The organism is Leptospira tipperaryensis (assembly GCF_001729245.1).
Taxonomy (GTDB): domain Bacteria; phylum Spirochaetota; class Leptospiria; order Leptospirales; family Leptospiraceae; genus Leptospira; species Leptospira tipperaryensis.
Genome location: NZ_CP015217.1, coordinates 4,005,962 through 4,024,561 on the forward strand (window position 1 = coordinate 4,005,962; position 18,600 = coordinate 4,024,561).

The window sequence follows — 18,600 nt, forward strand, 5'->3', positions numbered from 1 at the left end:
ATAATCTCAAAAGAAAGAATGGAAAGAAGAATCTCTTTCCAAATTCCAATTTTACTTACGAATCTTTGCTTTTTTTGTTAAAACTTTTTTAACCTTTGGTTTCTTATTCAGTTTAGAATTCTTAGTTATCGGACTAACGTTCAACAAGGGAGTAATACCGAATTTTTTCTCAAAATGAAATTGCACGGGTTTAAAGCCGCTCTTAGGAGGAATTAAGGACATCGCTCTTTCCGTTAAAGCGGTGATAGAAAGACTCGGGTTGACTCCGAGGTTCACCGTAATCATAGAACTATCACAGACTCTCAGATTTTGATAACCGAAGACGCGATTTTCAAAATCGATCACACCTTCTTTCGGGGAATCTCCCATAATACAGCCGCCCATGATATGACCCGTGATCGGTGCATTTAACAAAACGTCGTTGATTGAGCTTCTCGGAATTCCGCCCGTTTTCTGCGCGATCCTTCTTGCGGTTTCATTTGCGATGGGAATATACGCGGGAGTTTTTTCTCCTTCCGTAAGAGTAGAACTCATACTTTTCTCAAACGGCCAAGCAAATCTTCTGGTGCGAACCAATCGAATCTTATTGTCCAAGGTCTGCATAACCAAAAGAATCAAAGATTTTTGAGCGAATCCAAACGGCCAGGACGCTTTGAAAAAATAAACAGGATTGGTGAACAACGTGAAGAAATATTTGAGAGGTCTTGGAAATTTTCCACCGCCGTCGGTAAGAACCGAAGCGATCGTTCCGAAAAAGTCGGAGCCTTTCGGATAACGCACCGGTTCCATGTGAGTGTGTTCATCCGGATGAATCGAAGAAGTAATCGCCACTCCGCGGGAATAATCGACGTCCTTTGTAAAGTTTGTAATCGCCAAGACCGTTTCACTATTCGTACGGACGCTGTCTCCGAGCGCCGGCGAAAGTCTTGTCATCTTTCCCTTTTGTTTCATCTTCAAAAGAAGTCCAACCGTACCCATCGCCGCCGCGGAAAGAATTACATTTTTTGCATATAATGTTTTTTTAGGGAATCCGAAAAATCCGGTTGTGGAACGGGTTTGAATTTGATAACCGAATTCTCCAGTCGCAGAAGAATCAGGTTCTCCCTGTTCGTTGACCGGAATCAGAGAAATCACTTTTGATTCGGGAAAAATTTTCGTTCCCATTTTCTCCGCAAAGTAAAGATAATTTTTATCCAACGTATTCTTAGAATTGAATCTGCAACCTACCATACAACCGCCGCAGTGATTGCAGGAAACGCGATCCGGACCTTCCCCTAAAAAGTAAGGGTCCTTTGAAAGTTTACCGGGTTTTTCTCCGAAATAAACTCCGACCGGCGTGGGGCGAAAAGTTTCTCCTCTTCCCATCTCTTCCGCAATTTCTTTTAGAATATAATCCGATTCGTACAACTGAGGATTTTGAGTTACACCGAGCATTTTCGATGCTATAGAATAAAAAGGCAGAACTTTCTCTTTACCGCCTAACTTTCTAAAGGTGGCAGAATTGAGAACCTTATCTCCCGGAACATAAAGTGTATTTGCGTAAACGAGACTTCCTCCTCCGACTCCCGCTCCGCTTACGAGAAAAAAGTCTTTTAAGAGGTTTAATCTCTGTATTCCGTAAAATCCGATTCTTGGCATCCAGAGATATTTGTTAAGCGACCAATTTGATTTTGGAAAGTCTTCGGATCTCCATCTTTTACCGGATTCTAATACTGCAACGGAGTATCCTTTTTGGCTCAGCCTCATGGCGGACACACTTCCACCAAAGCCGCTACCTACTATGACGTAGTCGTAATCATAGTGAACATTTGTTCTCTTATTTTGTTCCATAAGCATTCATTAATAATCGGATGATTTATAAATTCAAAACTTTTTTTAATTGACTGTCTCATATTTTAAAGCCGTATCATAATTCCTAACGTATTGTCTAAATAAATAGGAGAAGGATATGTCTTCATTGCCTCGTGTTTGTGTGATAGGAGCAGGTTCCAGTGGAATCGCGGTTTGCAAAGCTCTCAAAGATAAAGGAGTTCCTTTTGATTGTTATGAGGCGGGAAGCGAAGTAGGTGGGAACTGGAGATTCAACAACGACAACAAGATGAGTAATATTTATAAGTCTCTTCATATCAACACTCACAGAGATAGAATGGAATACAGAGACTACCCGATGCCTCGGAGTTATGCCGATTATCCGGGACATCAAAAAATCTTAAAATACTTTATCGATTATGTAAATCATTTCGGATTTCGAAAGAACATCCACTTCAAAAACCCGGTGGTTCACGCGGACTTCCAAGACGATGGAACTTGGTTGATCACTACTGGAGACGGAAAACAAAAATTCTACGATGCATTGGTAGTTTCCAATGGACATCACTGGTCGCAAAGATGGCCCGACCCTCCGTTCCCCGGTAAGTTTACGGGAAAGATCATCCACTCCCATTCTTACGTAGATCCCGATAACCCGATTAAACTCACAGGAAAAAGAGTCGTGGTTTTAGGAATGGGTAATAGCGCGATGGACATCACCGTCGAACTTTGCAGACCGGGGGTTGCTTCTAAAGTTTTTCTGGCCGCGAGAAGAGGGGCTTACATCATTCCAAATTATCTTTTTGGAAAACCATTGGATAAGTCCACGGAAATGATTCCGGTTCATACTCCATTCTGGATTAAGAGTTTTATCATGGGTTTAGTTCTTCGTTTTGGAGTGGGAAAGGTTGAAGACTTCGGTTTACAAAAACCGGATCACAAACCGGGAGCAGCACATCCGACGATTTCTCAGGACATTCTTGTCCGCTTAGGAAGAGGAGATGTAACTCCAAAACCGAATATCGAATCATTCAACGGAAACAAAGTTCGCTTTGTGGACGGAAGCGAAGAAGAAGTGGACGCGGTTATTTATTGCACGGGTTACAACGTTAAATTCCCGTTCTTTGACGAGAATTTAATCGCCGCTAAAGATAATCACTTACCTCTGTTTCATCGTATGGTTAAACCTGAGTTTAAGAATCTATTCTTCGTCGGTCTATACCAACCCTTAGGAGCTATCATGCCTCTGGCGGAATTTCAAGGTAAATGGATCTCCGAGTATCTAACGGGAAATTATCAGCTCCCGACCGCGGAAGAAATGAATCGAACGATCGAAAAATACGAATCGCAAAGGAAGAAACGTTATGTGGCATCGACCAGACATACGATGCAAGTCGACTTTGAGGATTTTCTCTACGATATGAAAAGCGAACTCAAAAAAGGGACTCAGAGAGCAAAGAAGAATGGAAACAAAGTAAACGTGGAAGCGATCGCGGAACACAAACAAGTTTCCAAAAACGGAGTCGGCCCAAACAAACACGGAGTCAAAAAGAAAACGGGTGTTCTTGCAAAAGTTTGAACGCATCCTTCTTCGATGGATCCTAAAGCTGCCGGAGGGACTTCTCAGAAGAATTTCCGGCGGCATTCTTCAGAAACGAGGAAGAATTTTGGATGCAAAACTCCAGATGTCCTTGTATCTCGCAAGAACGAAACCACGTGTTGAAACCCTCGCGCCAAAAGAGGCCAGAGAATTTTTTAAAACATCCATGCTTCTGTTCGATCTCGAACCGGAAGAATTATTTCAAGTTGAGAATTTTACAATTCCAGTTCCGCAAGGAAGAATCGGAATCAGGCTTTATAGACCGATAAAAACGCTGGAACTACAACCCGCTCTTGTTTATTTTCATGGAGGCGGATTTGTTATAGGCGACTTGGATTCACACGATCGTCCTCTGCGTTATCTTGCAAAAAAAACCGGCTCAATGATTCTTTCCGTTGATTACAGACTTGGGCCCGAGCATAAATATCCTACCGCGGTGGAAGACAGTCTTGTCGCTTATCAATGGATTCTTAAAAACGCAAAGGAGTTAGGAATTCTTTCCAAAAAATTCGCGGTCGGCGGAGACAGCGCCGGAGGCAACCTTGCGGCAAATCTTTCCATTCTATCTAAAAAGAAAAGAATTCAATCTCCTCTTTTTCAACTATTGATTTATCCTTATTTAGATCTTCTTCGAATGAGCGCGAGTCGAAATGAATTTGGTCGCGGTTATGCTCTAACGAACAAGTTATTGGAGTATTTTAATTTTCACTATTTGAAAAATCCGCTCGATGCAAAAGAGATCTCCGCGTCACCGATTCTTCATAAGAAAAAAACGGACTTCCCAAAAACTTATATTCAATTGGCTGGATTTGACCCGCTACAGGACGAAGCGTTGGAGTTGATCAAATCTCTAAAAAAAGCGAAGGTTCCGGTCACTCATAGTATGTATGAGAGTTTAGTTCACGGGTATTTTAATTTTGCAGGAGTGATTCCGGAAGCGAAGAAGGCTTTAGACGAACTCACGATTTTTATAAAAGAAGGATTTCAGATAAAATAAATGTTCGTCTCAATCGGATAAAATCGTTTTTTAGAGGAGAAACAAAGGTCAAAAGTTTCTCTTGAATTTTTTAAACGTTCATGAAATGGTTTGGATTGCAGGGGAAATTTCTTTATGAAATCCAAAATCAAATCGATCCAAAAACTTCTACTATTCTTTTTTATTTTTTCTCAATCCACACTCAACGCCGATTCTTCCGGAATCTCTTCCGGTCCCATCGTAGGTTATTCCACACTAAAAGAAGTTTTGGTCTGGGTTCAAACGGAAAAGAAGGCTTCGGTAATATTAGAATATTCTGAAATTGGAAATCCAAAGCGTAAATTTCTCTCAGAGGAAATTCAAACACAATCCAAAACCGGATTTGTCGCAAAGCTGATCGCGAATCAAGTTCAACCCGGAAGACGTTACGCTTACAATCTAATCTTAGATGGAAAAAAGATCGAAGCAAAACATTCTCAAACCTTTCAAGCGCAGCCTTTTTTTGCGGCCGGACAAAATCCTCCATCCTTTACGTTTGCACTCGGAAGTTGCGCCTATGTAAACGAAACGGAATATGACGTTCCCGGAAAACCCTATGGCGGAGATTACTTTGTCTACAACTCGATTCTTTCCAAGAAACCGGATTTTACGCTCTGGCTCGGAGACAATATCTATCTTCGAGAAACGGATTGGGATTCAAAGACTGGATTTTTACACCGATACAAACATCAGAGAGGAATTCCTGAGTTAGGTCCTTTGTTTGCTTCTCTTCATCACTATGCAATTTGGGACGATCACGACTTTGGGCCGAACGACGGAGATTCTTCTTTTTGGATGAAAGATACCGCGGAAGAAATGTTCAAACTTCATTGGGGAAATCCAAACTACGCCAAAGAAGGAATTTACGGATCCTTTACTTGGGGAGACGCGCAATTTTTTCTTCTCGACGATCGAACATTTAGGACGGCTAACAATAACAAGGTGATCGGTCCGAGACAAATCTTAGGTGAAAAACAATTTCAGTGGCTCGTCAATTCTTTGGCGTTTTCCAAAGCGACCTTTAAATTTGTCGCCATCGGTGGACAATTTCTGAATCCAAACGCGGTCTATGAAAACTATGCGACGTATCCGGAGGAAAGAAATAAAATTCTTTCGGCCATTCGCGAATTGAAAACAAAGAACGTAATTTTCTTAACCGGAGACCGTCATCATACGGAATTGAATCTTCTCAAAGAAGACGGTGTCGAACCGATCTATGATTTTACGGTTTCTCCATTGACTTCGGGAGCTTATCCCGTTACGGAGAAGAATCCTTTGAGAATCGAGGGAACCCTTGTCGAACAAAGAAATTTCGGACTTGTTTCCGTTAGCGGAAACCGAGGAGAAAGAAAATTGTTGCTCCAGATATTCGATGTAAACGGAAAAGAACTCTGGAAAAAAGAAATCATTCCAAGTCCTTGAAATTCTTATGAAACAAACTATGACGATCTTCTTGAGTATTCTTTTTTCGTTCCTATCCCTGATCCTTCTGCTCGCTTGGTGGAATCAGGATAAATTGATATTCTTCCCTGAAAAACTACCACAAGATTACTCGTTTCGATTCCCATCTCAATTTCAGGAAATAGAACTTTCAACACGCGACGGAGAAAAAAGTTACGCTCTTTATTTCAAAGCAAGGAACAACATTCAAAACAAAACGATTCTTTTCTTTCATGGAAATGCTGGAAGCCTTAGAAGTTGGGGAGGAATTTCGGAAGATTTTGTTTCCTTAGGCTGGAACGTTCTGATAAGCGATTACCGAGGTTATGGAAAAAATACAGGAAATCTTTCCGAGAACACAATGTATGAAGACGGAGAACTCTGGCTCAATCATACAATCAATAAATTGAATATTCCGAGAAAACAAATCGTTGTCTATGGAAGATCGATCGGAACCGGAGTTGCGGTCGACTTGGTTTCCAAAAACCCGGATCTCAATTTATTTTTAGAAACTCCGTTTACGGATCTACCGTCTTTGGCTAAGAATTATTATCCATTCTTACGATCTTGGATGTTACGCTTTCAGTTTGAGAATTTAAAAAAATTAGAGCTGATCAATTCAAAGATTAGAATTTTTCACGGAACCGAAGATGAAATCATCCCATATCGGAATTCGGAGATTATATTCGAAAAGTTGAAATCGAAAAATAAGGACGTGATTCTTTATACGATCCAAGACGGAACGCACAACGACTTGACGGTCTTTCCGGAATATCACCAGGCTTTGAAAAAAAGCCTGAATGAAATTCGTTGATTCTTTGTTAGAAATATTCGGGGAAAAGAACTTTGAGTTTTTTAACGGTTTCCGGATTTCTTTTTTCCGGAGCCGTTATGATGGAATACTTCGTGCTGTTTTTCAGACTCAGGTCATCTCCGTTTCCGATAACGTCGATGAGTTCTGCGAGTAGTTTCTTTGCGGTTTCGGCGTTCTTAGTGAGGTTGGCGATTACCATCTCCAGCGTAACGGATTCTTCCCCTTCTCTCCAACAATCGTAGTCGGTGGACATACAGATCATCTGATAGGCGATTTCAGCTTCTCTTGCGAGTTTTGCTTCCGGAAGTACGGTCATGTTGATGATGTCTGCTCCCCAAGAACGATAGAGATGAGATTCCGCTTTTGTGGAAAACAACGGGCCTTCCATACAAACGAGGGTTTTGTTCGTATGAATTCCCAAACCTATCTTCTTTGCAGTCGCTTCAATACGTTTACTCAGATTGGATGAAAAAGGTTCTGCGAAAGGAGCGTGTGCAACGACTCCATTTCCAAAGTAAGTAGCGTTTCTAAGTCGAGTTCGATCGATCACCTGAGAAGGCAAAACGAAATCGAGAGGTTTGATTTCTTCTCTCAAACTTCCAACGGAACTGAACGCGATGATTTCTTCCACGCCTAGTTGTTTTAAGGCGCAGATGTTCGCGTGATTCGGAACTTCAGGCGGCAATAAAAAATGTCCGACTCCGTGTCTTGGTAAGAATGCGATGAGCTTTCCTTTGTAATTACCGATCTTGATTTTATCGGAAGGTTTTCCCCAAGGAGTGTCCGGATAGATCTCTTCGATCAATTCCATTCCGTCGAGACTATAAAGCCCCGTTCCTCCAATGATAGCCGCTTTTACATGATGAGGCATGAATCCATACTCCTAAACGAAAGTTCTCACATTCTTTAGGGTCAGTTTTGGAAGATGGACCTAAATTGTAAATCGGAAGTGCTTTCTAAGCTTAAGAGATTTACGTCGTGCTGAGATTTTTTAATTCCAAAGATTGAGTTCTAATTTTTTCGACTTCGATTTGAAGTTTACCGGATTCTTGATTGATCTCGTTGATTTCCTTTTCGAGATGAACCATAGTCTTTACCATTTCTTCCTGGCCGACCATCTGTTCTTTTGTAGATTCGAAAATTTCGCCGGAGAGTTGTTTGATACGTTCGACTTCCGATACAAAGTCTTGGATAATCCGTCTTTGCTCTTGATAAAGTTTGCCCATCTCTTCGATCCGATTGACCGTCTCTGAAATCTTCAGTTTTTGGCGATTGGTCAAATCCCCGGTATCATTCGAAGCCTTGTTTGCTTCTCCGATAAATTCTCTGGATTGTTTTACGATAACGGAGATGTTCTTCGCGTTTTCCGAAGTAAATTCTGCGAGCTTGCTGACTTCGTTTGCAACGACCGCAAATCCCCTACCCGCGGCGCCCGCCCGAGCGGCCTCGATGGAAGCGTTGAGTGCGAGCAAATTGGTTTTATCTGCGATCTCACCCATGATCTGATTGATCTCATCAACTCTATTAAAAGAATTTGATATGTTTTTTAGGAAGTGCGTCGTCTTTCCCGCGGCTTCGGATACGTTATCCATATCGACTTTGTTTTCGTTTGCATAGGAACCGAGATCCTTTGAAAACTGAGCAATACTTTCGATGATCTCTCCGAGGTTCTTGGATTTTTGATCGAGGTCCACCAAACTATGATTTTGCGTTTCGATCGAACCGGAAGTGCTCTGTGAAGCCGCCGATAATTCTTCAATCACCGCGTTTACTTCCTCCAAAGAAGCAGCCTGCGATTCCATTTTTTCCCCTGTCGTATTGATGAACTCCGCAAAGTTTTGAATCGACGTCTCCAGACTTTCCGCAGAAATGTGGATGGCCTTTTGATTGGATTCTAATCTTGCCAAAAAACCCTTACTTTCTTCGGAGAGTTTGACCGCTTGATCTGCGAGCTTCGTAAAAAGATTCATTAATTGGGAAAGAATAATCCCCGCGACAAAAACGAATACGATCTTAATAATTTCGACACTGGTGGTCAACATTCCAGGTTTGTTTGCAAGGTTCGGATCTTCGGACAATTCCACTCCGAATAAAACGGCGACGCTTAGCGCAATCGTAGATCCTAAGGCTCCCAAAAAACCGATTAAGATTACGAATCTTTTTTCGCCTAAGAGTCCTGCGTAGATGTTGATATAAAAATAAATGAAAAATAGAATTACGTTTTTCATTACTCCGGATGCGACCTGCGGAGAAATCATTGCGTCAAAAATCAAAGTGCTGCTGAGAATGATCGAATCCAGTATTACAGAAGTTTTATGTACCCATTTTGGAACTTCTCCAAAACGATTCCAAATAAAAATCCCGATACAATAAATCCACATCGCGAACGTTCCACTGGAATGAATTATAAGCTGCGTGGGATTGAAAACTTTAAGAGCGCCGAGGATCGAAAGCGTAAATAATATGACAAGGCCGAGACGGATTCGATTGATCAAGATCGCACCATTCTTTTGAATGAGATCCAGAGAAGTTTGACTCATATTCCTATGGGAAGAATGAAATTTTGTATTTCAAACAGATTCCCAGCGAGAAATGAGTTTTTACAGCATCAATTCCGTTTTATAAAGATGTGAAACGAATATTGAATTTGCGCATTCTTTAAATAACAGAAACTCAGACGATGCTGAGAGCCTTGAGGTCTTTTGACTGGGATTTGATACTCAAAACCCCGTCTTGGATTTTACCTGATTCTCGAGTAATCTCATTGATTTCTTTTTCGAGCGCAAACATCGCCTTCATCATCTCTTTTTGTCCGACCATTTGCTCGTGAGTAGAATGGAAGAGCTCGTCTGAAAGATGTTTTACTTTGCTCAAACTCCTCGCAAAATCCTGAACGATCTTCGTACCCTGTTCATACAAGCGAGTCATCTCTTCAATACTGGAAACTGTACTGTTCACTTTCATGCTTTGTCCTTCAGTAAGATAACCGGTATCCCTTGAGGAACGGTTGGCCTCTTCGATAAACTGAAGAGAATCGTGAACTACTTTGGAAATCATCTTTGCATTCGAAGCGGTAAAGTCGGCGAGCTTACTTACTTCTTGCGCGACGACTGAAAATCCTCTTCCCGCAATTCCTGCTCTTGCGGCCTCGATCGATGCGTTCAAAGAAAGAAGATTTGTTTTATCCGCAATTTCTCCCAAGATACGATTGATCTCATCGACTCTCTGAAAAGAGTTCGAAATGTTTTTAAGAAACGTATCCGTTTTTTCAACCGAATTCTTAACGATCTGCATTTCGATTTTACTTTCGTTTGCGTTTGTTTCTAAATTCTTAGAAAGTTGCGAAATTTTGGTTATGATTTCCAGAAGCGCCTGCGACTTCGCATTGAGTTCGATTAGATTTTCATTCTGAGTTCGGATCGAATCGACATTGTTTTCGGAAGAAGTAGAAAGTGAAGTAATGACCGCGTTTACTTCTTCCAAAGAAGCCGCTTGAGATTCCATCTTAGAACTCGTTAAGCTCGTAAATTCCGAGAAATTAGAAACTGAAATTTCCAAAGTTTCGGCGGAAGAATGGATTACCTTTCGATTGTTTTCCAAACGTGAAAGAAAGTCTTTGTTTTCTTTAAAGTAAGACGCGGCCTCTCGGTAAAGATTATCAAACAGATTCATCAAACGATAGAGAATAAAACTGACGGCAAACATAAAAATGATCTTTGTTATTTCGGAACTTAGTTTTACGAAACCCGGAGCCGTGTTGATCGTATTGTTTTCAGAAAATTGAAGTCCGTGAACGGTCGCGTTAACCAAACCAAGCGCATAGCCGCAGGCGCAAAACAAACCCGTTATCAAAACAAACCCCGGTCTTCCGAGTAACCCGGAATAGGCGATGATAAAATAATAAACGGAATAAAGAATCGCATTTTTCAAAACGGGAGCTATAATTTCAGCCGAAACCATTCCATCCACAAAGATCGTTCCGCTCAAAAGAAGAGTATCAAATATAACAAATATCTTATGCGCCCAATGGCTAACGTTGTATTTTTTATACAAAGTAAATCCGATCAGGGTGTAAACGCACATAAATCCCGCTGCGGCTGTATGATTGATCAGAATCTGAGGATGCAAAGTTTTATAACTTGAGACAAGAGAGAAAAGCATCATGATCATAATCCCTATTCTCGAATAATAGGTAAGGGTTTCTCCCTGCTTGCGGATCGATTCGATGGACTGTTTGGACATAGACCAATCGTCTGCAGAAATTCATTTAAGTAAATGAAAAGTACTCCGGGGAGGCCGGATTAGATAACTTTATTATAAGAAGACATGTTTTCGTTCCGAAGAATCAGTTTCTCATTCCCATCTTTGACAGCTTGGTCAAAATCTTGGATTTAAAGAATTGGAAAATGGATGGATGAAAAAGCTTTCCGGATGCAAAGGTGTCGGTGAATCGGAAACGGTCATAACTTTCACAGATTGTCCATTTGGATACACACCCATCGTAGTTTGATTATTTGATCCGTTCCCCAAGGCAATATCTTTAGCTGCTGCGGTATTATGAAAACTATAATCGGCTAACGCGTCCAATTGCCTCCAAATTCCGTAGTAGTCCAAGGTATCTAAAGATCCAAGTCCTATGACCGTATTCTTAATCGGAGTATAATGGTCAGCATTCAAAGTGTAACCGTTATTTGCATCGGAATATACAACTTCAAAGTCCTTCTCGGAATTTGCGATACCGATCTTTGTAAAGATATCAATCGCCATTCGATTATCGACTTCGTCGTCGTTATCGTAAATTTGTGCGATCATCTTTGTTGAATTGGTAAACTGCGCGAGCTGAGTGTTGCTGATCAAAAAAGAATACCAAGGCGCCAAAAGAAAAACGAACGAACCGTTACTACCCCATCCTTTTTGAATGATTCCTTGATGCGCCAAATACGGAGTCGCCCCTCCTCCATAGGAATGTCCCATATAACCGACGCGAGTCGTGTCGATAATATTCGCAAACTGCTCCACCGCAAAATTGATTCCATCCAACATAAATTTGTAATTTTCGGTCGGATCTCTTCGATCGGAAATATAAATAGGAAACACTACCACGTAACCTTTCGAAACATAAAAATCAATCAGTGGGAAATAGGCTTCCGCAGAAGGGGAACTAAAACCGTGCATTAAAAATAGGACGGGCGCTTTCGTCGTTTGGCCGGTTGGATAGTAGACGCAAACGTTTCGCGGAGCGCTTGGATTGGGGAGAGCCGTGACCGAAACACTAATTGTACCGCGCGAACCGTATCCTTGCGAGATCGACGGAATCGGACCGTAATACCCGACAGGGGTGATGGCGCAGGTGTTGATCAAATAAGGATAACTTAGAATCAAGAGCGTTTCAACGAGAGGTTCCAGAGTTTCCTCTTGAAAACTTTTTGAATTTTGCTTACAAAAGAAAAGCCCGAGTATAACAAAAATTCCTATCAAACGTTTCATATACTCTCCGAAGATCCTTCTTTCTATTCGATAAAATCAAATTCTAAAACTCTTCTCAGATTGAAAAACGAATTTTAGAATCCAATCCAAACTCCATTCTAAAAATCAAAATCGGAATTCAAGCGGAAAGTGAATTTGTTTTACTGACTTCCCATCCGATCATCGCCATCTTTCTTTCAGAACCCCATCTGTATTCTCCAATTCCTCCGGTACTCTTGATCACACGATGACAAGGAATCAAATATCCGATAGGATTTTTACCGATGGCAGAACCGACTGCTCTGGACGCGTTTTCTTGATCGATTGAAGTCGCAATTTTAGAATAAGAAGACAAGTTTCCTTCCGGGATTTTAAGTAAGGCTTCCCAGACCTTGATTTGAAAATCGGTTCCTTTTAAGTGGAGTTTGATTTTGTCTTTGGTATTCAAGGTATTATCGAAAAAACGAACGACCCGTTCCTGATTCTCGTCCACTTTTTGTATCAAATTGGCTTGATCCCATTGCTCCCGGAGCTCCGAAAGAATTTCTTCTTTCGGAATATCATAAAAGAATAAATTACAAATTCCTTTTTCAGTCGAAGCCACCAAGTATTCTCCGAAGATTCCTTTTTGAAAACTATAACGGATCGTGAGTTTTTCTCCTCCGTTTTTGTATTCGCCGGGAGTCATTCCTTCTATCTTTACAAATAGATCATGAAGTCTACTTGTTCCGGAAAGTCCGGTTTCAAAGGCCGCATCAAATAAGGTCGATTGAGGTTTGGAAAGAATTGATTTTGCATTTTGAAGCGTGAGGTATTGTAAGAATTGTTTCGGACTAACTCCCGCCCATTCCGTAAAGAGTCTCTGAAAATGGAACGGACTTAGATTTACGGATTTTGCAATCTCTTCTAATTCCGGTTGTGACATGGAATTTTCTTGGATGAATTGAATGGCTGTTGCTATTTTTTGGTAGTGATCCATATCAAAAAGAATATATCAAAAGAGATTTTTTAAAACCCGATCCTTGCTGTTTTCAATTTTTTACATTCACTTTTGAAGATAATTTTAATTCTTTCGCAACCAAAAAAAGAAAGGTCCATTTGTTCCGACAAACTAAATATTCCCGTAAAAATTCCTTGAAACGGACTTTAAGCCCGTTTTGAAGTAAGATGGCGGCGCAAAGCTTTTTAAATTTTTCCTCCTCCGATTCGGCCTCTTCCCAAAAATAGAAGATTGAAAAACTCAATCTTCTATAAATGAAGTTATTTGCGAACGTTCAAATTGAAGAAAAACAAAATTCTCCGCTTAGGAATTTAAGAATGGATGAATTTTACGAGTTGGTCAATCCCTTCTTCAAAGAGAGCAGGTCCGGGTTGAAGAATGATAGAAGGATCCAATTCAAAGATCTTTTGATTTCGAATGGCGTTTGTTTTTTGCCAATCGGGATGAGTTCGAACCCAATCAAAGTTTACGGGTTTTCCGCACCAAGAACCGAGATAAATATCCGGATTTTTTTCGGCGACGTCTTGAGAAGAAATGATTCTTTCCTTCGCCATAGATTTATTTCTGAGATTATCGAAACAATCCTTTCCGCCCGCAATCTCAATCAATTCTCCCACCCAAGAAATTCCGGTAATGATCGGCTCATCCCATTCTTGAAAAAATACGCGCGGAGGTTTTTCCGTTCTGTTCTCCATTTGAATTTTTTCTAATTTTGTTTTCCATCCGTCGATCAGAAGTTCCGTTTCTTTTCCCTTACCGACGATCGATCCGAACAAAAGCATCGTTTCTAAAATTTCAGAGATCGTTCTTTGATTGGTTACGAGGACATTCAATCCTTCCGCAATCAAATCCTTCGCGAGGTTCGCTTGGATATCGGAGAATCCGATTACAAGATCCGGTTTTAAATCTTTGATCTTCTTTATGTTCCCGTTGATAAACGCCGAGACTTTTGGTTTTTCAGTCTTCGCTTTTAGAGGACGAACCGTATACGCTGAAATTCCAACGATACGATCCTGTTCTCCCAAAAGATAGAGTAACTCCGTGGTTTCCTCAGTAAGACATATGATTCTTTTCGGACCGGCCAGATTCTTTTTCCTTAACTATGGAATTCTTTCTTATCATCGATTAACTTTTGTACAACCGAAGGATCTGCAAGCGTCGAAGTATCACCGAGCCCTTCGAATTCCGCAGAAGCAATCTTTCTCAAAATTCTTCTCATGATCTTTCCGGATCGAGTTTTAGGAAGCCCCGGCGCCCAATGAATCACGTCCGGTCTGGCGATCTTTCCGATCACTTTTTCAACGGTTGCTATGAGTTCTTTTTTGAGTTCGTCGTTAGTAACAACGCCTTCTTTGACAGTCACGTAAGCGTAGATTCCCTGGCCTTTGATATCGTGAGGAAATCCTACAACCGCGGCTTCGGCGACGGCTTTGTTTTCAACAAGAGCGCTTTCTACTTCGGCGCTTCCGATTCTATGACCGGAAACGTTAATCACATCGTCAACGCGTCCCGTGATCCAATAGTAACCGTCCTTGTCTCTTCTCGCTCCGTCTCCGGTAAAATAATAACCTTTGAACTGAGAAAAATAAGTATCGAAGAATCTTTTGGGATCTCCGTAAACTCCTCGCATTATCGAAGGCCAAGGACCTTTGATACAAAGATTTCCGGAAACGTCCCCTTTCTCGTTGAGTTCCTTTCCGTCGTTATCCACGAGAATCGGCTGCACTCCGAAGAATGGTAATGTAGCTGATCCCGGTTTTTGTGGAATCGCTCCCGGCAACGCAGAAATTAGAATCGATCCCGTTTCGGTCTGCCACCAAGTATCCACGATCGGACACTTACTCTTTCCAATATTCTTAAAATACCATTCCCAAGCTTCCGGATTGATCGGTTCTCCCACGGAACCTAAAAGACGAAGAGAACTCAGATTTCTTTTTTTGATATGGTCCAGACCTTCTCTCATCAAAGCTCGGATCGCAGTCGGAGCCGTGTAAAAAACGTTAACTCCGTATTTGTCGATCACATCCCAAAATCTTCCCGCGTCCGGATAAGAAGGAACTCCTTCAAACATCACCGAAGAGGCTCCGTTAGAAAGAGGACCGTAAACAAGATAGGAATGACCGGTCACCCATCCGATATCCGCCGTACACCAATACGTGTCTTCCGGTTTGATATCGAATACATAATGAAATGTTAAATTAGCCCCGAGAAGATAACCTCCGGTCGTGTGTAAGACACCTTTTGGTTTTCCCGTGGATCCCGACGTATAAAGAATAAAAAGAGGATCTTCCGCGTCCATCGGTTCCGGTTTACAATATTCAGGTAAATCCGGATCGTTCATCAAAAAATGATACCAGTGATCTTGACCGTCTTTCCAAACGAGCCCCGATTCGTTTCCCGTCCTTCGAACTACAATTACGGTTTTTACTTTTTCCGTGGCCGTGTTGATTGCAACGTCCACATTTTTTTTGAGTTCAACAGGTTTTCCGCCGCGATAACCTCCGTCGGCGGTAACGATCAATTTCGGTTTGCAGTCGTCGATTCTGCTTTGAAGCGCTTCCGGAGAAAAACCTCCGAATACAACGGAATGAATCGCACCAATGCGGGAACATGCAAGAATCGTAATGGCTAATTCCGGAATCATCGGAAGATAAACAAGAACTCGATCTCCCTTTTTCACTCCGTATTTTTTTAGAACATTCGCAAAATGATTCACTTCTCTATAAAGATCATAGTAAGTGAGAACTCGAGATTCGGAAGGGTTGTCTCCTTCCCAGATTAAGGCGGCTTTGTTTTTAAGAGGAGTTTCTATAAAACGATCCAAACAATTATAGGAAACGTTGAGCTTCCCACCCTTGAACCATTCTACTTTTGCATTTTTAAAGTCGTGACTGAGAACCTTAGTCCATTTTTTAAACCAAGTAAGACGGTTGGCTTCTCTTCCCCAAAACTTGTTCGGGTTCTCTATAGATTCTTTATAAAGCGATTTATAATCTTTGAGACTGAGGTTAGCTTTTTTTTTGAAATCTGCTGACGGGGGAACGATCCGTTCTTTTGCCATGACTTCCTCCAGATTCGGTAAAGAATGTTTCTTTTTTTTTCTCTGTCTACCAAATTGCAGAAAATCGAACGAGAAACCTCCTCGCAAAAAAAATCTTACGGAGGAGGTCTTCGTTACTTAGGTGGAGCCGGTTCGAATCAAATCTAAGAATTCGGAGCGAGTGACCATATTGTCCTTAAATGCTCCTAACATACACGATGTGAAAAGTTCGGAGTTTTGTTTTTCGACTCCTCGCATCATCATACAAAGATGTTTTGCTTTGATCACGACTGCGACGCCTTGCGGATCAAGAACCTCTTGAATGGCGTATGCAATTTGTTCGGTGAGACGTTCTTGCACTTGAAGTCTTCTCGCGAAAACATCAACGATCCTAGGAATTTTGCTGATTCCGATGATCTTTTTATTCGGAAGATAAGCAACGTGGGCTCTTCCGTAAAAAGGTAAAAGATGATGTTCACAGAGAGAATACATTTCGATGTCTCTCACAAGAACCATTCCTTCGGTCGGCTCTTCGAAGATGGCCCCGTTTACGATCGTAGTAATGTCGGCTCGGTAACCCGAGGTCAGAAATTCATAAGACTTTGCTACTCTTTTCGGAGTGTCACGAAGTCCTTCTCTATTCGGATCTTCGCCGATCGATTTTAAGATTTTTACAACTTCTTCTTCCAATTTAAAACTCTCTTCAGTTATATTTCCCAAGATTGGATAAGGGGCCTCTTGTTAGATTCCATACTGACGATTTCGGTTAATTTTTTTAGAATCCAAAGAGAGAACTTTCCCATTCTCAAAAGAGGCTATAGAATCTTCCATCGGATTTTCATTTTCTTGCGGATTTCCCACCGCGAGCGATTTTGTCCTTTCATGAGCGCCGAGAATTTCAAGACAAAGCGAGATCGACCCGTAAAAGTCGGGTTAGACGCCCGAATGATCGCGCATTCCGGCATCGGAATGAGAATCCGAGGAATCTTAAAAAACATCGGGCCATTGGCGTCGAAAGAAAATTTTCAAATCTATCTTTTTGGAAACCGAGAAACGATTTTAAAAGAAGGAATCTCCTGCCACGAATTTTCCGGTTTTGAAAAGGAGCAACAGCTTCTAAAACCTTCCGGCTCCCGTGGAAAAAAAATCGAATCGTATTCTTATCCCGTGATTTCTTACGAGATTCCGATCTATTCTTTTCGAGAATTTTGCGGGCATCCATTGATGAAAGAAATGGATCTCCTCGACGTCCCGCATTTCAACGCGCCCATCCGTTATCTTTCGAAATCCGTCGTAACGATTCACGACATCATTCCTTTTCGTATGAAAGAATTTCATTCGAGCTTCGCAAAAAGAATTTATTTACAAGTTGTCTTTCGATTGATTCGAGCGTTTTCAAAAAAAGTCGTTTCCGTTTCTGAATACACGGCGAAGGATATAGAATCCGTTTTTCATTTTTCGAAAGATACAATCCAAGTGATTCCGAACGGAATCGATGAATCCGTTTTTTATCCGGCGTCTTCCGAAGAGAAAAAGAAATTTTTAAAAAGATACGAACTCAAAGAAGGATATTTACTCAGCGTCGGAATCGGAAAAGGCCATAAGAATTTAAACTTTGTCTTAAACGTTTTAAAATCCTTTTGGGATTCTAAGATCTTAAAAACGAAATGGGTTCTCGGCGGAGCCTCGGGAAAAATTCCTGATTATCTTGAGCCGGACGTTCAAGATTATAAAAATCGAATTCTTCCCATGCAACGACTTTCATTGGAAGAACTGCGTTGTCTTTATTCCTGCGCGGGAGTTCTTATTTTTCCTTCAAAGTATGAAGGTTTTGGATTTCCCCCGCTTGAAGCCCAATCCTGCGGTTGTCCCGTGTTTTCTTCCAACTCGACCGTAATGCCCGAAATTCTTGGTGAAAGCGTATTTTACTTTTCTCCGGATCAACCGAAAGAACTCGAAATTCTTCTAAATCGTTTTATAAAAAGTCCGAAAGAAATAAAAACTCTGATTCCAAAGGGGAAGAAAAATTCAAAGAAATTTTCCTGGAAAATCGCAGCCGAAAAAACATTAGAAAATTATAAAGTAGTTTATTAAGACGATTCTGCCGTATTTTACTTTGAAACGGACTTCAAGTCCGGTTTCAAGAAGTTTTTACGATCGATCTCATTTGGCGGAAAAGCAATTAGCTTAGAAATCAATGAAAAACGAAATTCTAAACTCAGAATTCTCTTTTAACATATTTTTTCTTGGAAAGAATCTCTTCCTTCCTGGTTTGGATAGTTAAAAAAAGGTTTTCTCTTTCTATGTCGGAATAACGGGACCAATTTCCAATTTCTTCGATCGTACGAAAACAGCCCTCGCAATATCCAGTTTCGAAATCCATCGTACAGATTTTATTACAAGGCGATCGGACCAC

General features: G+C 41.1%; 15 protein-coding genes. 5 read left to right on the top strand and 10 right to left on the bottom strand.

Features of this window, described 5'->3' with window-relative positions; genetic code table 11:
• Positions 1 to 51: 51 nt before the first annotated feature.
• Positions 52 to 1,830: a GMC family oxidoreductase gene (locus A0128_RS18820; RefSeq protein WP_069609408.1), complete on the bottom strand. Its 1,779-nt coding sequence runs from the start codon at positions 1,828 to 1,830 to the stop codon at positions 52 to 54.
• 118 nt (positions 1,831 to 1,948) lie between these two features.
• Between A0128_RS18820 and A0128_RS18825 the strand changes: the two genes are divergently transcribed.
• The 4 genes from A0128_RS18825 (at position 1,949) to A0128_RS18840 (ending at position 6,678) form a co-directional block, all read left to right on the top strand.
• Entirely contained in the window at positions 1,949 to 3,388 is a 1,440-nt protein-coding gene (locus tag A0128_RS18825) for a flavin-containing monooxygenase (RefSeq protein ID WP_069608916.1), read from the top strand.
• Positions 3,369 to 4,406, top strand: coding sequence for an alpha/beta hydrolase (locus tag A0128_RS18830; protein WP_069608917.1), 1,038 nt, complete (start codon positions 3,369 to 3,371; stop codon positions 4,404 to 4,406). Before A0128_RS18825 ends, A0128_RS18830 begins: the two co-directional genes overlap by 20 nt.
• A 114-nt stretch (positions 4,407 to 4,520) precedes the next feature.
• Positions 4,521 to 5,846: an alkaline phosphatase D family protein gene (locus tag A0128_RS18835; protein WP_069608918.1), complete on the top strand. Its 1,326-nt coding sequence runs from the start codon at positions 4,521 to 4,523 to the stop codon at positions 5,844 to 5,846.
• Between the two features lie 7 nt (positions 5,847 to 5,853).
• Positions 5,854 to 6,678, top strand: coding sequence for an alpha/beta hydrolase (locus tag A0128_RS18840; protein WP_069608919.1), 825 nt, complete (start codon positions 5,854 to 5,856; stop codon positions 6,676 to 6,678).
• A gap of 7 nt (positions 6,679 to 6,685) precedes the next feature.
• Here the strand turns inward: A0128_RS18840 and mtnP are convergent, their stop codons facing one another.
• The 8 genes from mtnP to folE all read right to left on the bottom strand — a co-directional run bounded on the left by mtnP (position 6,686) and on the right by folE (position 16,874).
• Positions 6,686 to 7,549 (bottom strand): S-methyl-5'-thioadenosine phosphorylase, encoded by an 864-nt coding sequence (gene mtnP, locus A0128_RS18845; protein ID WP_069608920.1) that lies wholly within the window; start codon positions 7,547 to 7,549, stop codon positions 6,686 to 6,688.
• A 100-nt stretch (positions 7,550 to 7,649) separates the two neighbouring features.
• Positions 7,650 to 9,218 (bottom strand): methyl-accepting chemotaxis protein, encoded by a 1,569-nt coding sequence (locus tag A0128_RS18850; protein WP_069608921.1) that lies wholly within the window; start codon positions 9,216 to 9,218, stop codon positions 7,650 to 7,652.
• Between the two features lie 133 nt (positions 9,219 to 9,351).
• The gene (locus A0128_RS18855; RefSeq protein WP_069608922.1) at positions 9,352 to 10,920 is read right to left on the bottom strand and encodes a methyl-accepting chemotaxis protein; all 1,569 of its coding nucleotides are present in this window, start codon (positions 10,918 to 10,920) and stop codon (positions 9,352 to 9,354) included.
• Positions 10,921 to 11,055: 135 nt separating this feature from the next.
• The gene (locus A0128_RS18860; protein ID WP_069608923.1) at positions 11,056 to 12,165 is read right to left on the bottom strand and encodes a poly(ethylene terephthalate) hydrolase family protein; all 1,110 of its coding nucleotides are present in this window, start codon (positions 12,163 to 12,165) and stop codon (positions 11,056 to 11,058) included.
• Positions 12,166 to 12,283: 118 nt separating this feature from the next.
• On the bottom strand, positions 12,284 to 13,123 hold the full coding sequence (locus A0128_RS18865; protein ID WP_069608924.1) for a bifunctional helix-turn-helix domain-containing protein/methylated-DNA--[protein]-cysteine S-methyltransferase: 840 nt from the start codon (positions 13,121 to 13,123) through the stop codon (positions 12,284 to 12,286).
• Between the two features lie 332 nt (positions 13,124 to 13,455).
• Positions 13,456 to 14,229, bottom strand: coding sequence for a cobalamin-binding protein (locus tag A0128_RS18875; RefSeq protein WP_069608926.1), 774 nt, complete (start codon positions 14,227 to 14,229; stop codon positions 13,456 to 13,458).
• An 11-nt stretch (positions 14,230 to 14,240) separates the two neighbouring features.
• Entirely contained in the window at positions 14,241 to 16,205 is a 1,965-nt protein-coding gene (gene acs / locus A0128_RS18880) for an acetate--CoA ligase (RefSeq protein ID WP_069609409.1), read from the bottom strand.
• A gap of 117 nt (positions 16,206 to 16,322) precedes the next feature.
• Positions 16,323 to 16,874, bottom strand: a complete 552-nt coding sequence (gene folE, locus A0128_RS18885; protein ID WP_069609410.1) for a GTP cyclohydrolase I FolE — start codon at positions 16,872 to 16,874, stop codon at positions 16,323 to 16,325.
• 192 nt (positions 16,875 to 17,066) lie between these two features.
• Here folE and A0128_RS18890 point away from each other — a divergent pair, with 192 nt between their 5' ends.
• Positions 17,067 to 18,278 carry a glycosyltransferase family 4 protein gene (locus A0128_RS18890; RefSeq protein ID WP_069608927.1) on the top strand — a complete coding sequence of 404 codons (1,212 nt, stop codon included), beginning with the start codon at positions 17,067 to 17,069 and terminating at the stop codon, positions 18,276 to 18,278.
• A 124-nt stretch (positions 18,279 to 18,402) separates the two neighbouring features.
• Here A0128_RS18890 and A0128_RS18895 read toward each other — a convergent pair whose 3' ends face one another.
• The gene (locus A0128_RS18895; RefSeq protein WP_083244185.1) at positions 18,403 to 18,600 is read right to left on the bottom strand and encodes a DUF1289 domain-containing protein; all 198 of its coding nucleotides are present in this window, start codon (positions 18,598 to 18,600) and stop codon (positions 18,403 to 18,405) included.

Bases quoted from the DNA above. Each gene is read 5' to 3' on its own strand.
- A0128_RS18820 (WP_069609408.1), bottom strand. From the start codon at position 1,830: ATGGAACAAAATAAGAGAACAAATGTTCACTATGATTACGACTACGTC.
- A0128_RS18825 (WP_069608916.1), top strand. From the start codon at position 1,949: ATGTCTTCATTGCCTCGTGTTTGTGTGATAGGAGCAGGTTCCAGTGGA.
- A0128_RS18835 (WP_069608918.1), top strand. From the start codon at position 4,521: ATGAAATCCAAAATCAAATCGATCCAAAAACTTCTACTATTCTTTTTT.
- A0128_RS18840 (WP_069608919.1), top strand. From the start codon at position 5,854: ATGAAACAAACTATGACGATCTTCTTGAGTATTCTTTTTTCGTTCCTA.
- mtnP (WP_069608920.1), bottom strand. From the start codon at position 7,549: ATGCCTCATCATGTAAAAGCGGCTATCATTGGAGGAACGGGGCTTTAT.
- A0128_RS18850 (WP_069608921.1), bottom strand. From the start codon at position 9,218: ATGAGTCAAACTTCTCTGGATCTCATTCAAAAGAATGGTGCGATCTTG.
- A0128_RS18855 (WP_069608922.1), bottom strand. From the start codon at position 10,920: ATGTCCAAACAGTCCATCGAATCGATCCGCAAGCAGGGAGAAACCCTT.
- A0128_RS18860 (WP_069608923.1), bottom strand. From the start codon at position 12,165: ATGAAACGTTTGATAGGAATTTTTGTTATACTCGGGCTTTTCTTTTGT.
- A0128_RS18865 (WP_069608924.1), bottom strand. From the start codon at position 13,123: ATGGATCACTACCAAAAAATAGCAACAGCCATTCAATTCATCCAAGAA.
- acs (WP_069609409.1), bottom strand. From the start codon at position 16,205: ATGGCAAAAGAACGGATCGTTCCCCCGTCAGCAGATTTCAAAAAAAAA.
- A0128_RS18890 (WP_069608927.1), top strand. From the start codon at position 17,067: ATGAGCGCCGAGAATTTCAAGACAAAGCGAGATCGACCCGTAAAAGTC.